Annotated in this window: 14 protein-coding genes and 1 pseudogene; 6 read left to right on the forward strand and 9 right to left on the reverse strand. The window is 58.2% G+C overall.

The annotated features are described in order from the left end of the window. Positions 1–22 precede the first annotated feature (22 nt). Positions 23–448: a YybH family protein gene (locus IAI51_RS15895; RefSeq protein WP_187679328.1), complete on the reverse strand. Its 426-nt coding sequence runs from the start codon at positions 446–448 to the stop codon at positions 23–25. Positions 449–588: 140 nt separating this feature from the next. Between IAI51_RS15895 and IAI51_RS15900 the strand changes: the two genes are divergently transcribed. Both IAI51_RS15900 and IAI51_RS15905 read left to right on the forward strand, forming a co-directional pair. Then, on the forward strand, positions 589–1,074 hold the full coding sequence (locus tag IAI51_RS15900; protein WP_187679329.1) for a GNAT family N-acetyltransferase: 486 nt from the start codon (positions 589–591) through the stop codon (positions 1,072–1,074). A gap of 18 nt (positions 1,075–1,092) precedes the next feature. Then, positions 1,093–1,698: a pyridoxamine 5'-phosphate oxidase family protein gene (locus tag IAI51_RS15905; protein ID WP_187679330.1), complete on the forward strand. Its 606-nt coding sequence runs from the start codon at positions 1,093–1,095 to the stop codon at positions 1,696–1,698. A gap of 108 nt (positions 1,699–1,806) precedes the next feature. On the opposite strand, the gene IAI51_RS15910 is transcribed toward IAI51_RS15905, so the two are convergent. The 3 genes from IAI51_RS15910 to IAI51_RS15920 form a co-directional block, all read right to left on the reverse strand. Continuing rightward, positions 1,807–2,295, reverse strand: coding sequence for a GNAT family N-acetyltransferase (locus tag IAI51_RS15910; protein ID WP_187679331.1), 489 nt, complete (start codon positions 2,293–2,295; stop codon positions 1,807–1,809). Between the two features lie 310 nt (positions 2,296–2,605). Then, entirely contained in the window at positions 2,606–3,100 is a 495-nt protein-coding gene (locus IAI51_RS15915) for a GyrI-like domain-containing protein (protein ID WP_187679332.1), read from the reverse strand. Positions 3,101–3,168: 68 nt separating this feature from the next. After that, positions 3,169–3,831: a LysE family translocator gene (locus IAI51_RS15920; protein ID WP_187679333.1), complete on the reverse strand. Its 663-nt coding sequence runs from the start codon at positions 3,829–3,831 to the stop codon at positions 3,169–3,171. Between the two features lie 139 nt (positions 3,832–3,970). Between IAI51_RS15920 and alaC the strand changes: the two genes are divergently transcribed. Then, the gene (gene alaC / locus IAI51_RS15925; protein WP_187679334.1) at positions 3,971–5,179 is read left to right on the forward strand and encodes an alanine transaminase; all 1,209 of its coding nucleotides are present in this window, start codon (positions 3,971–3,973) and stop codon (positions 5,177–5,179) included. A 185-nt stretch (positions 5,180–5,364) separates the two neighbouring features. Here alaC and IAI51_RS15930 read toward each other — a convergent pair whose 3' ends face one another. After that, entirely contained in the window at positions 5,365–6,717 is a 1,353-nt protein-coding gene (locus IAI51_RS15930; protein WP_187679335.1) for a GntP family permease, read from the reverse strand. Between the two features lie 82 nt (positions 6,718–6,799). Next, the gene (locus tag IAI51_RS15935) at positions 6,800–7,333 is read right to left on the reverse strand and encodes a gluconokinase (protein ID WP_187679336.1); all 534 of its coding nucleotides are present in this window, start codon (positions 7,331–7,333) and stop codon (positions 6,800–6,802) included. A gap of 216 nt (positions 7,334–7,549) precedes the next feature. Here IAI51_RS15935 and IAI51_RS15940 point away from each other — a divergent pair, with 216 nt between their 5' ends. Further along, positions 7,550–8,581 (forward strand): LacI family DNA-binding transcriptional regulator, encoded by a 1,032-nt coding sequence (locus IAI51_RS15940; RefSeq protein ID WP_187679337.1) that lies wholly within the window; start codon positions 7,550–7,552, stop codon positions 8,579–8,581. A gap of 55 nt (positions 8,582–8,636) precedes the next feature. On the opposite strand, the gene IAI51_RS15945 is transcribed toward IAI51_RS15940, so the two are convergent. Beyond that, positions 8,637–9,509 carry a LysR family transcriptional regulator gene (locus tag IAI51_RS15945; RefSeq protein ID WP_187679338.1) on the reverse strand — a complete coding sequence of 291 codons (873 nt, stop codon included), beginning with the start codon at positions 9,507–9,509 and terminating at the stop codon, positions 8,637–8,639. A gap of 121 nt (positions 9,510–9,630) precedes the next feature. Here IAI51_RS15945 and IAI51_RS15950 point away from each other — a divergent pair, with 121 nt between their 5' ends. Together IAI51_RS15950 and IAI51_RS15955 are read left to right on the forward strand one after the other, a co-directional pair. Beyond that, positions 9,631–10,071: a PACE efflux transporter gene (locus tag IAI51_RS15950; RefSeq protein ID WP_123588708.1), complete on the forward strand. Its 441-nt coding sequence runs from the start codon at positions 9,631–9,633 to the stop codon at positions 10,069–10,071. A 262-nt stretch (positions 10,072–10,333) separates the two neighbouring features. Then, on the forward strand, positions 10,334–10,891 hold the full coding sequence (locus tag IAI51_RS15955) for a hypothetical protein (RefSeq protein WP_187679339.1): 558 nt from the start codon (positions 10,334–10,336) through the stop codon (positions 10,889–10,891). Between the two features lie 129 nt (positions 10,892–11,020). Here IAI51_RS15955 and IAI51_RS28280 read toward each other — a convergent pair whose 3' ends face one another. Together IAI51_RS28280 and IAI51_RS28285 are read right to left on the reverse strand one after the other, a co-directional pair. Beyond that, positions 11,021–11,560 (reverse strand): methyl-accepting chemotaxis protein, encoded by a 540-nt coding sequence (locus IAI51_RS28280; protein WP_224787096.1) that lies wholly within the window; start codon positions 11,558–11,560, stop codon positions 11,021–11,023. Between the two features lie 3 nt (positions 11,561–11,563). Continuing rightward, positions 11,564–12,340: pseudogene (locus IAI51_RS28285) on the reverse strand (PAS domain-containing protein); the annotation flags it as partial. Positions 12,341–12,856 lie beyond the last annotated feature (516 nt).

A 12,856-nucleotide genomic window follows, 5' to 3' on the forward strand; every position in this document is an offset into this window, starting at 1 on the left:
ACGGATCAACTATGGCTGAAGATCAGGGCTGCACATCGAACAGCGTCGCGCCGCTCATCGGATCGAACGGTGCCGACCAGTGCTCGTGGACAATGCGCCACGCCCCGCCGACCTGCCGATAGCACGCGGTGACGCGCATCCAGCAGCTCTGGGTTTCGCCCTTCTCGTTGGTGCCGCCGCAATTGGCCACCCAATGGGCGAAGGCAATATTGGCGGCGCTCTCGATGACGATCTCGTGGAATTCGAAGATGTGCGGGCCGGGGCACATTTCCATGCATTCCACCCAGTGCGCGCGGTAGGCCGGTTTGCCCTTGAATTGCAGGGCCTTGATCGCATCGAACGAGACGATGTCGTCGGCGTACAACGCCATGACTTTCTCCACGTCCTTGGCCATGACGGCCTGTCGATAGGTGTCGATCAGGGTCTGGATTTCAGTCTGTGCGCTCATGCTGTTCTCCGTGATTGTTGTTGTGAAGACACCTTTAGTCGTTCGGCCAATCGGCAGATCGACAGACGAAACAAAAAATTTCCGCAGGAAGCAAAGTCGCTAGAATCCGGACTCATCTTTGTAGGAAAAAGGAAATTCCCGTGTCAGCCCAACTCGTGCCGTACGACAACCTGAACGCATTGCAGCGTCAGCAAGTCGAGGCGATTGAAATCCATCCCGAGCAGATCAAGTTTTCCGGCGACATTCATGGCGCGTTGCACACCTTGCTGTCGAAACCCGGCCCCGGCGTGAAGGGTTTTGCGCTGCTGGCGGATGAAGTGCCAGTGGCGTTCCTGCTGCTCAAGCGCCCGCCGGTGTTACCGGCCTGGGCCGATGAACACAGCGCCACGCTGCATGCATTGCAGGTGGATCGCCGGGCGCAGGGCAAGGGTTACGGCAAGGCGTGTCTGCAAGCGCTGCCGAAAGTCGCACGCCAGGCATGGCCGGAGATCAAAGGGCTGGAATTGTCGGTGGACGCCGACAATGACGCCGCCATCGCGCTGTACGCCAAACACGGCTACGTCGACAGCGGCGAGGCGTACAAGGGCCGAATCGGGTACGAGCGACGCATGGGCCTGTTTTTCTAAGTCATCGAGGGAAGCACGATGATCGACTCAATTGAAGCACTGGAAGCTATTTACGGATTGCCCCACGAGCGTGCGGTGCGCAAGCAGATCACCTTTCTCAACGAGGACTATCAGGCGATGGTGCGCGTGTCGCCGTTGGTGATTGTCAGCTCGGTGGGCGCTGATGGCCTCGACAATTCGCCACGCGGTGATGCGCCGGGGTTTGTGCGGATCATCGACGAACGCACTCTGGCCCTGCCGGATCGTCCGGGCAACAACCGCATCGATACGTTGCGCAATGTGCTGCACGATCCACGGGTGTCGCTGCTGTTTATCATTCCGGGGATAGGCGAGACGTTACGGGTCAACGGCACGGCGTCGATCAGTGCCGAGCCGGCGTTGCTGGAGAGTTTTGCAGTGAACGGCAAACCGGCGAAAACCGTGTTGCTGGTAAAAGTGGAAGCGGCGTATTTCCATTGTTCGAAAGCGTTTGTGCGCTCGGATGCGTGGAACCCTGAAACGCATCTGCCGCGCTCGGCGCTGCCCACGGCCGGAGCCTTTCACAAGCGTTTGAACGACGGCCAGTTCGATGCCGACACGTACGACCGCGAGGCGCCGAAGCGGGTGCAAGACACCCTCTACTGACACACCATCCCCTCTAGGAGCTGCCGAAGGCTGCGATCTTTTGATCTAGATCTTAAAACCCAAAATCAAAAGATCGCAGCCTTCGGCAGCTCCTACAGGGGGACGTGTTTACAGGGTCAGAATCATCTCGTGCCACGCCATGCCGCCATGGTCCGACTCAGACGGTTTGATGTAGGCAAAGCCAAACCCGGCATACAGCGGGATGTGCTTTTCCTTGCACATCAAGTGAATCGTCGCTTTATCCATCCCTCGCATACGCTCGATGAACTCGGCCATCAAGCGCTTGGCCAGGCCTTGGCCCTGATAGTCCGGATGCACCACCACTGACATGATCACCACGTTCGGCCCGGCCGGGTCGTGGCCGATCAGTTCCTTGAAGGCCTCGTCCGACATCTGCACGTCAAACGCCGCGCCCGAGTTGATGAAACCCGCGACCTCGCCGTCCACCTCGGCAACGATGAAACCCTCCGGCCAGGTCGCAATGCGCGTGGCGATCTTCTCGCGAGTGGCAGCTTCGTCGCCTTCATAGGCAACGGTTTCGATGGCGTAGCAGCGATCCAGGTCGGCGGCGGTGACGTTGCGAATGACGGTGTTCATGGCAGCTCGAAAATCAGCGGAAAAAAGTGCGCAAAGCATAAAGGAATAAGGTGTGCATATCGATCCGCGCGGGCGGCGTAAAGCCTGCGTATAAGCGCTTTTCTTCGGGTTCGCGGGGGTCTATTTCTGTGGGGTGTCTCTGACTACCCTTGGGGGAACCGCTTATGAGCAGCGTTGAGATTGGCCTGTTGATGGTGTTGGGCATCAGTACATTCGGCTTTATCACCCTGGGCATCGACCTGATGCGGGCGCGCCGTAAACAGCGTTGAAAACAAGAGGCGGATCAGTGATCCGCCTCAGCGTTGTCGGCTCAGGATTTGCTGTCGACCGGTACACAGATTTCCAGCTTGCCGGTATGCAGTTTCGGATTGAAGTCCGCACTGTAGCGCTCCAGCTCCGGGGCGTTCAGTTCCACATAGTGAGAGCTCGGCAGCCAGGTTTTGTAGATGTACTGAAGGGTCTGCGGCAACTGGTCGAGTGGCCCTGTATGTTCGAACACCGCGTACTGGCGGGGTAACACTTCGACCCATTGATACAACTTCTGATCCAGATCATCGAGCTTGCTTATTTCCACCCCGGCGATGTAATCGAAGCCACCCTTGCCGTCGAAATTGCAGCAGACCCCATAGGTCACTTCGCCTTGTTGGCCAGGAATGCGCCCCAGGTGCGGCAGGAATTTTTCCCACAGCGCCGGGATATCCTTGGCTGTCTCTTGGGTAAAACGACCGCGAAAACCTGCTATCAGCAGAAAGTGTCCATGTTCGAAGCGAGGTTCAGCCACTTCGACGCGTGTTTGCTCATCCATGACTCGACTCCTGGAACAAAAAAGTGGTTCGGCTGGTGAGTATAGAAAGCCCATGCCGATTAGCACGATTACAGTGCGTGCAACTGCTCGACGGCACCGGAGCCGACAAACTCGTTATAGCCGGATACGATCACGTACACCGCGAAATAGCAGAAGATCGCTGCAGATGCCAGGTAGGAATAGCGCAACAGCTTGTCACCCAGCAGCTTGCCACCGTGGCTGGCGGCGAAGCACAAACCGGCTGACCACAGCAGCCCGGCGCAGAGAAAACCACCGAGGAACAGCGCCGAACTGACTGGGCCACCGCCACCGGACCGGGCGATCAGCGTGCCACCCACTGCGGCGAACCACAGAATTGCACTGGGCGAGGACATGGCCAGGAAGATCCCGCGAAAGAACTCCTTGCGATGGGAGTTGTGCCCCACTTCGGCGGTTTCAGCCAGCAGCGCTTCGTGGTGAATCGCCGAATAAATCATCTTCGCGGCAAAGTAGATCAGCAGCGCCGAACCGCCGATCCACAGCACCCAGCGCACAGTTTCGTATTGCAGCAGCACGGTCATCCCGGCCAGCGCCAGCACGGCGTAAATCAAGTCGCCGACACAAGTGCCAAGGCCCAGCGCGAAGCCTTGAAAGTAACCGCGCTGCATCGCCAAAGTGATCATTGCGATATTGGCCACGCCGATGTCCAGGCACAGCGAAAGGCTCAGCAAGAAGCCGCTGGTGAATTCCATCTACCGATTTCCTTGGGAAAAATTTGTTTATGCACAGACTGGACAGTCTGCCATCACTGCCCTTATCTTCGCCAACAGGTCACCGCAGTGACCAGCGTCGCTCGGACGGTTCCGGGCGCTTACGTTATCCGAGGCAACAATGGCCGAACAAGGTTCGCCGCGCCGCTTTGCGCGCATAGATCGACTCCCCCCTTACGTTTTCAACATCACCGCCGAGCTGAAGATGGCCGCCAGGCGTCGTGGTGAAGACATCATCGACTTGAGCATGGGCAACCCCGACGGCGCTACGCCGCCGCACATTGTCGAAAAACTCGTACAAGTTGCTCAACGCGAAGACACCCACGGTTATTCCACGTCCAAGGGCATTCCGCGCCTGCGCCGGGCGATTTCCAATTGGTACAAGCAACGCTACGAGGTCGATATCGACCCGGAAAGCGAGGCCATCGTCACCATCGGTTCCAAGGAAGGCCTGGCGCATTTGATGCTGGCCACGCTTGATCAGGGCGACACCGTACTGGTGCCTAACCCGAGCTACCCGATTCACATCTACGGCGCGGTGATTGCTGGCGCCCAGGTGCGTTCGGTGCCGCTGGTGCCCGGTGTGGACTTCTTCGCCGAGCTTGAGCGGGCGATTCGCGGTTCGATCCCCAAGCCGAAAATGATGATCCTCGGCTTCCCGTCCAACCCGACCGCGCAGTGCGTGGAGCTGGATTTCTTCGAACGGGTGATCGCCCTCGCCAAGCAATACGACGTGCTGGTGATCCACGACCTGGCGTACGCCGACATCGTCTACGACGGCTGGAAAGCCCCGTCGATCATGCAGGTGCCGGGCGCCAAGGACATCGCCGTAGAGTTTTTCACCCTGTCGAAAAGTTACAACATGGCCGGTTGGCGTATCGGCTTCATGGTCGGCAATCCAGAACTGGTCAACGCTCTGGCGCGGATCAAGAGTTACCACGACTACGGCACGTTCACCCCGCTGCAAGTGGCAGCGATTGCTGCGCTGGAAGGCGATCAGCAGTGCGTGCGCGACATCGCCGAGCAGTATCGGCAGCGGCGTAACGTGCTGGTCAAAGGCCTGCATGAGCTGGGCTGGATGGTCGAGAATCCGAAAGCGTCGATGTATGTCTGGGCGAAGATTCCCGAGGCATACGCGCACTTGGGCTCGCTGGAGTTCGCCAAGAAGCTGCTGGCCGAAGCCAAGGTCTGCGTCTCGCCGGGCGTGGGATTCGGTGAGTATGGCGACGATCATGTGCGCTTCGCGCTGATCGAAAACCAGGACCGGATTCGTCAGGCTGTACGCGGCATTCGCGGGATGTTCCGGGCGGATGGCTTAGTCACCAAATAACTGACCCACCTAGGATCGTTCCCACGCTCCGCGTGGGAATGCCTCACTGGACGCTCTGCGTCCGCTTTGGGACGCAGAGCGTCCCGGGCTGCATTCCCACGCAGAGCGTGGGAACGATCCAAATAAATTCGTCGCCCACAAAAAAACCGCATCGCTGCGGTTTTTTTGTGTCTGCAAAAAGTCGCTTAAACGAACAGCGACAGCAGCAGGATAAAGCCCAGCGCGACGATGGAGAGGATGGTTTCCATCGCGGTCCAGGTCTTGAACGTCTCGGCCACGGTCATGTTGAAGTATTGCTTCACCAGCCAGAAACCGGCGTCGTTGACGTGGGACAGGATCAACGAACCGGCACCGGTGGCCAGCACCAGCAGCTCACGGTTGACGCCCGGGATCATCCCCACCACCGGCACCACAATGCCTGCGCCAGTGATGGTCGCCACAGTCGCCGAACCGGTGGCGATACGAATCACCGCCGCTACCAGCCACGCCAGCAGGATCGGCGAGATTTGCGCGCTGACTGCCATGTGGCCGATCACGTCGCCCACGCCGCTGGTCACCAGCATCTGCTTGAAGCCACCGCCAGCACCGATGATCAGGATGATCGCCGCGGTTGGCGCCAGGCTCGCATCAAGCCACTTGAGCATTTGGTTGGAGCCGATGCCCTGCTTGTAGCCAAAGGTGTACAGCGACAGCAGCAACGCCAGCAGCAGTGCCGAGATCGGGTGACCGATCATGTCCATCCAGGTACGGAAGAAATTACCGTCCGGCAGCGCGACGTCAGCAAAGGTTTTCAGCAGCATCAGGAACACCGGCAGCAGCACAGTGATCAGGGTGATGCTGAAGCTCGGCAGGACGGCGGAATCGTTTTCGCGGGCCAGTTGATCGACCAGTTCCTGATTCGGGTGACCCGGAATGTGCTTGGCGATGAATGTACCGAAGATCGGACCGGCAATGATGGCGGTCGGCAGCGCAACGATCAGACCGTACAGGATGGTCTTGCCGATATCAGCGCCGAACACGCCGATGGCCAGCAGCGGACCCGGGTGCGGTGGCACCAGACCGTGCACGGCGGACAGGCCGGCGAGCAGCGGGATACCGATCTTGATGATCGACACGCCGGTGCGGCGGGCAACGATGAACACCAGCGGAATCAGCAATACGAAGCCGATTTCGAAGAACAGCGGAATGCCCACCAGGAACGCGGCGAACATCATTGCCCACTGGACTTTGTCTTTACCAAACGCGCGGATCAGGGTTTGGGCAATCTGGTCTGCCCCGCCCGACTCGGCCATCATTTTGCCGAGCATGGTGCCCAGCGCGAGGATGATGCCGACGAAACCGAGCACACCACCAAAGCCGTCCTGGAACGCCTTGATGATGGTGCCGATCGGCATGCCGGACGTCAGGCCGAGGAACGCGGCGGCGATGGTCAGGGCAATGAACGGGTGAATCTTGAACTTGGTGATCAGGATGATGAGTCCGATCACCGTGACCACTGCATCAAGCAGCAGGTAGGCGTCGTGGGACATGCCAAACATTGGGGGTGTCTCCTGGTTTGTTGTTGTTATTAAAGCGGGTTAATCAGAAGTCGTGAGGACAGCGCTATCTGCATGGACACACTCATACCGCCTGTTTCAGGCCGTTGGCCTGCCACCAGACGTGAGCTTGTTCAGCCAGTTCTTCAACGCTGTGGATCGATGCATTCAACGCCAGGGTCAACGGCTCGCCCTTGGGCGATTCGAGGGTGGCGAACTGGCTTTCGATCAACGTGGCCGGCATGAAATGGCCCGGGCGGTGGGATACACGCTCGGCGGCCACTTCAGGCGTCAGTTCCAGGAACACGAAGCCCAGGCCCGGCAAGGCACTGCGCAGCACTTCGCGGTAACTGTGTTTGAGGGCCGAGCAGGTCAGCACCGGGCGCTGGCCCGAGGCATCGACGCGACGCAATTCATCGCACAGGCTGTCGAGCCAGCCGGCGCGGTCGTCGTCGTTCAGGGGGATCCCCGCGCTCATCTTTTCGATGTTCGCGGCCGGATGAAAAGTATCGCCTTCAATGGCAGTGGCGCCGCTCAATTGGCACAGGGCCTCGCTGACGCACGTCTTGCCGCAACCGGCAACGCCCATGATGACCAGGGCGGTGATGGGATGACTCATATAACACCTCAGCGCGCAGACAGCGCTACCTTTGCTAGCTATGACTCTAGTGCACAGGTAGAAGTTGCCGACGCCTTCTTGTCGTTTTTTTGGGTTGCAGCAGGTTTGTTCCCAACGCCAAAAAGCGAAGATCAGGCAGGACCTCGCTTACGCATTTGCAGCTGCATCAGGACAGCGCTACCTTAGTGCCTTGATTTTTGTTTGGCAAGCCGCCCGATGACCACCTCTAAAAACGATAAAAATACCCGCACCACCGGCCGTCCCACCCTCAATGAAGTTGCCCGCCTGGCCGGCGTCAGCCCGATTACCGCCTCCCGCGCCTTGCGCGGCGTCAGCACCGTGGCCACTGAGCTGGTGGAGAAAGTCCAGAAAGCTGCGCTCGAACTCAACTACGTGGTCAACCCCGCCGCCCGTGCCCTCGCCTCTGCCCAGAGCCATTCGGTGGTGGTTTTGGTGCCTTCGTTATCCAACCTGTTGTTCATCGACACGCTGGAAGCCATTCATCGGGTGTTGACGCCCAAGGGCTTCGAAGTGCTGATCGGCAACTTCCACTACTCGCGCGATGAAGAAGAAAACCTGCTGCGCAACTACATGGCCTATCAGCCGCGAGGCTTTCTGCTGACCGGGTTTGATCGCACTGAAAGTTCGCGGCGGATGATCGAAGCGAGCAACATTCCCTGCGTGTACATGATGGAACTGGACAGCGCCGCTGGCGTGAACTGCGTCGGCTTCTCGCAGCTCAGCGCTGGTGAAACTGCCGCCGAGCATTTGCTCTCTCGTGGACGCAAGCGTCTGGCGTACATCGGCGCACAGCTTGATCAGCGCACCTTGTTGCGTGGCGAAGGTTTTCGCAAAGCGTTGCAGAAGGCCGGGCGCTACGATCCGGATCTGGAAGTGCTGACACCGCGCTCCTCCTCTGTTGGCTTAGGCGGGGAGTTGTTTCTGCAATTGCTGGCAGCGCATCCGGATGTCGATGCGATCTTCTTTGGTAACGACGACCTGGCGCAGGGTGCTTTGCTTGAGGCGCTGCGCAATGGCATCAAGATTCCCGAGCAAGTGGCGATTCTGGGCTTCAACGACTTGCCAATGTCCGAGCACATGGTGCCGCGTCTGAGCAGCATCAATACCCCGCGAGAGGCGATTGGCCGGCGGGCGGCGGAGCAGATGTTGACCTTGATGGCGGGCAACAGCGTGGCGCGGCCAGAGGAAGACATGGGCTTCGAACTGAAGATCCGCGAAAGTACCTGACACCACCCTTCCCTTGCTGATCGTTCCCACGCTCCACGAGGGAACGATCATTGGGTCAGTGGCCGAGCAATTCAACCAGCGCCAACGCGCCCTTCTGCAACGGCTGGCTCTTGAGCCACACCGCATGCACCGGCAACACCAGGCCGTTTTCGATGTTGCGAAAATTCAGGCGTTTCAGGCGCCCCGAATCCAGCCGCGACTGCACCACCGACAACGGAAAGTTGCCCCAGCCCAATCCCGCCTCGACCATCTCCATCGCCGTTTCCAGACTGTCGGTTCGCCAACAGGACTCAGCCACCAATGGCCGGGTTTCGCTGATCGACAAATCACGGCTGGCGACGAAGATCTGCCGCACATGCACCAGGTCTTCAAGAAACAGATCCTGGCCCTGCAACAACGGACTGTCCGCCGCCAGCGTGGCGATCATTCGTTCGTTGCCGACAAACTGAAAACGCTCGAGCACGTTCACGCTCAGTCCGGCGAACGCCAGGCACACACTGACCCGACCGCTGTGCAACATCGCCAGCACGTCATCCTGCGGCGCGGTCAGCACTTCGATGTCGAGCAGCGGATGACGCTCGGCGATCACCTTGATTGCCGCCAGCAAACGTCGGCGATCAATGTCCGCCACCACGCCGATCGACAATTTGCTCTCCAGCCCCAGCGACAATTCCACCGCGTGTACTTGCAGTTGCTTGAGCTGTTCGGCGATCAACCGCGCGTGAGGCACCAGCGACATCGCCATCGCCGTCGGTTGCGGTTCGCGATGGCTGCGGTCGAACAGTTGATAACCCAGTTCGGCCTCAAGGTTGCCGATGCCCATGCTTACCGCTGACGGGACTTTGCCCAACACCCGGGCGGCGGCGGAAAAGGAGCCGCGCTCGATCACGGCGAGAAACAGTTCGATGCTGTCACTGTTGAAGTTCAATTCCCCACCTATCAATAAAACTGAAAGCTACTGACTTTTTCTGTCAGCTCTATTGAAGCTATCTTTCGCCGCCTCCGCCAGTCCCGCTGGCCATCGAATCTGAAATAAGAGGCAAATCTGCATGCAAGGCGTCAAACGCAAACTGGTCTATGTGTCGCTCTACGAAGTAATCGGCATGACCTTCTCTGCCCTTGGTCTGGCCTTGTTGTCCGGCACCTCGCCGGGCAGCACCGGGCCATTGGCGGTGATCATCACCACCATCGCCGTGACCTGGAATTTCATCTACACCTCGCTGTTTGAACACTGGGAAAGTCGGCAGAAGTCGCGTACCCGCACAGTCAAGCGACGCATCGCCCATGCCGTCGGTTTTCAACTGACGTTGATCGTGTTCCTGATTCCGTTGATCGCGTGGTGGATGAACATCAGCCTGGTACAGGCGTTTCTGCTGGATCTGGCGCTAATCATCTTCATCCCTTGCTATACGTTTGCCTTCAACTGGCTGTTTGATCGGGTATTCGGCTTGCCGGCCTCGGCGCTGCCGGATTCTGCCGCTGCGGCATAAATCGCTAATTCATAATTTGGTTTATCGGGTGGCCGCGCAAGCGTCTGCCCGATTCGCCGCACTGGCCGTGCACACGAATCTGGCGCTGGAGAGGATTGCCCATCGCTGACGCTTGGCGGTCACCCACTGCCGCTCATCGGCAAAGGATGACCGTTTTCTCAATCGCCTGAATCCAACAACTCTCTGAAATAAAAGGCTTTATTGGTCAGGCACGGTAATTGCTCCTGTATGGCGGTCAGTCATAACTACAGGTCAATTCATCATGTTGGTCAGTGCCAAACAAATGGAAATGCTGCCGCTGCCCAAGCGGTTGGCAGAAGACGCGACCGCCACAGCGGCTGCCGGTCTGCAAGGCGGCCTGCACGGCGCGATGTTGCAAACGCTGCAAAACCAGGTGCAGACGCAAAACAGCGACGCCACCGCCAAGGTGCAGGACTCGGCCACGCAGATTGCCACTCAGCAAGTCAGCGAAGCCACGCGCATCAGCGACAACGTCGACGAAGCGTTCGCCAAGACCCGCGTCGGCCTGCAAACCACCGATACTTCGGATGCGACCAAAGCCACCGGTTCCGCCACCGACGAGTTCAAGGACTACATGAGCAAGACGCCGGAACAGCGTCTGCGCGACAGTATCCTCAAGGACTTGGGCATCACCGAAGAAGACATCAAGAACATGCCGCCGGAGAAACAACTGGCCATCGGCAAAGAGATCGCCCAGCGCTTGCAGGACAAGATGCAACTGGCGCAGTCGGAGAAAGAGAACGTCAACGACGTCAAGGACAGCGACAAACTGGCCGACAAGTTTCTCGCTGCGCTCTGATCTCAAGGCAGCATAAGAACCAATGCTGGAGCTGCGGTACGCTGCGATCTTTTGATCTTGGTTTAAAGATCAGGATCAAAAGATCGCAGCTTCGTTTTACTCGACAGCTCCTGCAGTTGTCATGCGCTGCTAGTTCAACTGCAACGTCTCATTGAACTGGCTGATCGCATCCACCACATGCCGCGAACCCTGTTGAATTTCCAGGATCACCTCCCCCGCCTCGTTCGCCAGTTCCACCCCGAGCCCGGTGCGGCTCAGACTCGATTGCATGCTCGACACGGCGCTCAACGACAAGTCGTGGTTCTTGCGCACCACTTCGACAATTTCCAGGGTTGCCTGACTGGTGCGGGCCGCCAAACTGCGCACCTCATCGGCGACCACGGCAAAGCCGCGTCCATGCTCCCCGGCCCGCGCTGCTTCGATGGCGGCGTTGAGCGCCAGCAGGTTGGTCTGATCGGCGATGCCGCGAATGGTCTGAACGATGGTGCCAATGATGTCCGACTGCTTGCTGACCGCATCGATGCTCACCGCCGCTTCGTTGAGATCGCGGGAAATGTCCTGAATGATCTGCACCGTTTGCTGCACAACCTGTGAGCCTTTTTGCGCACACGCGTCGTTTTGTACCGATGTGCTGTGGGCCGATTCCGCGGCGTTTTGCAGGGTGGTCATCTGATGGGTGATATCACTGGCGAACTTCACCACTTTGTACAACCGGCCCTTGGCATCGAACAGGGGGTTATACGAGGCTTCCAGATACACCATCTGCCCGGACTTGTTCTTGCGTTCGAAACGGTGCGAGTGATATTCGCCGCGATTGAGTGAGGCCCAGAATGCTTTGTACTGCGCTGATTCGGCATCGGCGCGATGGCAAAACAGACTGTGGTGGTGGCCGACGATTTCGTTGAGCGAGTACTGCATGGTCTTCAGGAAGTTTTCGTTGGCAGTAATCACATTGCCTTCCGGAGTGAACTCAATCACCGCCATGGCGCGGCCGATCGCCGCCAGCATGCTTTCCTCTTCGTGTTCCTTGTTGATCCGCACGGTAATGTCGGCGGCGACTTTGATCACACTTCTGACTTGCTTGTCCGGGCCATACACCGGCATGTAACTGGCTTCGAGCCAGACCTCTTTGCCACTCTTGTTCAGACGCAGAAACGTTCCGCCGATGGGTTCGCCACGGGCCAGATCGCGCCACAATTTGGCGTACTCCTCGCTGCGGTAAAACGCTTCTTCACAAAAGATTCGATGATGCTTGCCGCGAACTTCCTCGGCGCCATAACCCATGGTCTTGCAGAAGTTTTCGTTGGCATCCAGAACGATGCCCTCGGGCGTGAACTCGATCATTGCCATTGAACGGCTGATCGCATCCAGCTTGGCGTTGGTCTCGGTCAGAGCACAGCTGAATCGCTCGATTTCCTGCAGGTCAGCCTTGTGATGTAGGTTGAACATGGTTGTATCACCTTCCGCGCGGATTTTTGATTTGATGAAAGTTCAGGTCTTTCAGAATCCACCACTACGTTCCGAAGAACAGGCACACGCACTCCTCCACAGGAGGAAGTTGTCAGGTGACAAATGATGATTAATCGGAGCGTCCATGCAGCGACGTTCTAATCAAGACATCCTTCTCTTGATAGCCCGCACGCGGGCCAGCCCTAACGCGTTGAAGAACTTCCATTTAAACGACGCTCCTTGTTGGTTCAGTGTCGGTGCCTCGGGTTGCGCACTCTGGCAGCATGAATCACGGACTAACCGACCGACAGTGACATTACGGTCGACATGGTTAGTTAGGTGTCAGCATAGCCATCGCAAAGCCTAGCGCAAGGCCACTAGTCGGCCAGTATCTGGCACTTTTTGCACAAGAAACGGTTCAGCCAGAAACAAAGAAGCCCCTGTAGGCGCTGCCGCAGGCTGCGATCTTTTGATCTCGTTCTTGAAAAACAAAGTCAAAAGATCGCAGCCTGCGGC

Origin of the sequence: Pseudomonas sp. N40(2020) (assembly GCF_014472415.1) — a bacterium.
Classification (GTDB): domain Bacteria; phylum Pseudomonadota; class Gammaproteobacteria; order Pseudomonadales; family Pseudomonadaceae; genus Aquipseudomonas.

Bases quoted from the DNA above. Each gene is read 5' to 3' on its own strand.
- IAI51_RS15895 (WP_187679328.1), bottom strand. From the start codon at position 448: ATGAGCGCACAGACTGAAATCCAGACCCTGATCGACACCTATCGACAG.
- IAI51_RS15905 (WP_187679330.1), top strand. From the start codon at position 1,093: ATGATCGACTCAATTGAAGCACTGGAAGCTATTTACGGATTGCCCCAC.
- IAI51_RS15910 (WP_187679331.1), bottom strand. From the start codon at position 2,295: ATGAACACCGTCATTCGCAACGTCACCGCCGCCGACCTGGATCGCTGC.
- IAI51_RS15915 (WP_187679332.1), bottom strand. From the start codon at position 3,100: ATGGATGAGCAAACACGCGTCGAAGTGGCTGAACCTCGCTTCGAACAT.
- IAI51_RS15920 (WP_187679333.1), bottom strand. From the start codon at position 3,831: ATGGAATTCACCAGCGGCTTCTTGCTGAGCCTTTCGCTGTGCCTGGAC.
- alaC (WP_187679334.1), top strand. From the start codon at position 3,971: ATGGCCGAACAAGGTTCGCCGCGCCGCTTTGCGCGCATAGATCGACTC.
- IAI51_RS15930 (WP_187679335.1), bottom strand. From the start codon at position 6,717: ATGTTTGGCATGTCCCACGACGCCTACCTGCTGCTTGATGCAGTGGTC.
- IAI51_RS15935 (WP_187679336.1), bottom strand. From the start codon at position 7,333: ATGAGTCATCCCATCACCGCCCTGGTCATCATGGGCGTTGCCGGTTGC.
- IAI51_RS15940 (WP_187679337.1), top strand. From the start codon at position 7,550: ATGACCACCTCTAAAAACGATAAAAATACCCGCACCACCGGCCGTCCC.
- IAI51_RS15950 (WP_123588708.1), top strand. From the start codon at position 9,631: ATGCAAGGCGTCAAACGCAAACTGGTCTATGTGTCGCTCTACGAAGTA.
- IAI51_RS15955 (WP_187679339.1), top strand. From the start codon at position 10,334: ATGTTGGTCAGTGCCAAACAAATGGAAATGCTGCCGCTGCCCAAGCGG.
- IAI51_RS28280 (WP_224787096.1), bottom strand. From the start codon at position 11,560: ATGACCACCCTGCAAAACGCCGCGGAATCGGCCCACAGCACATCGGTA.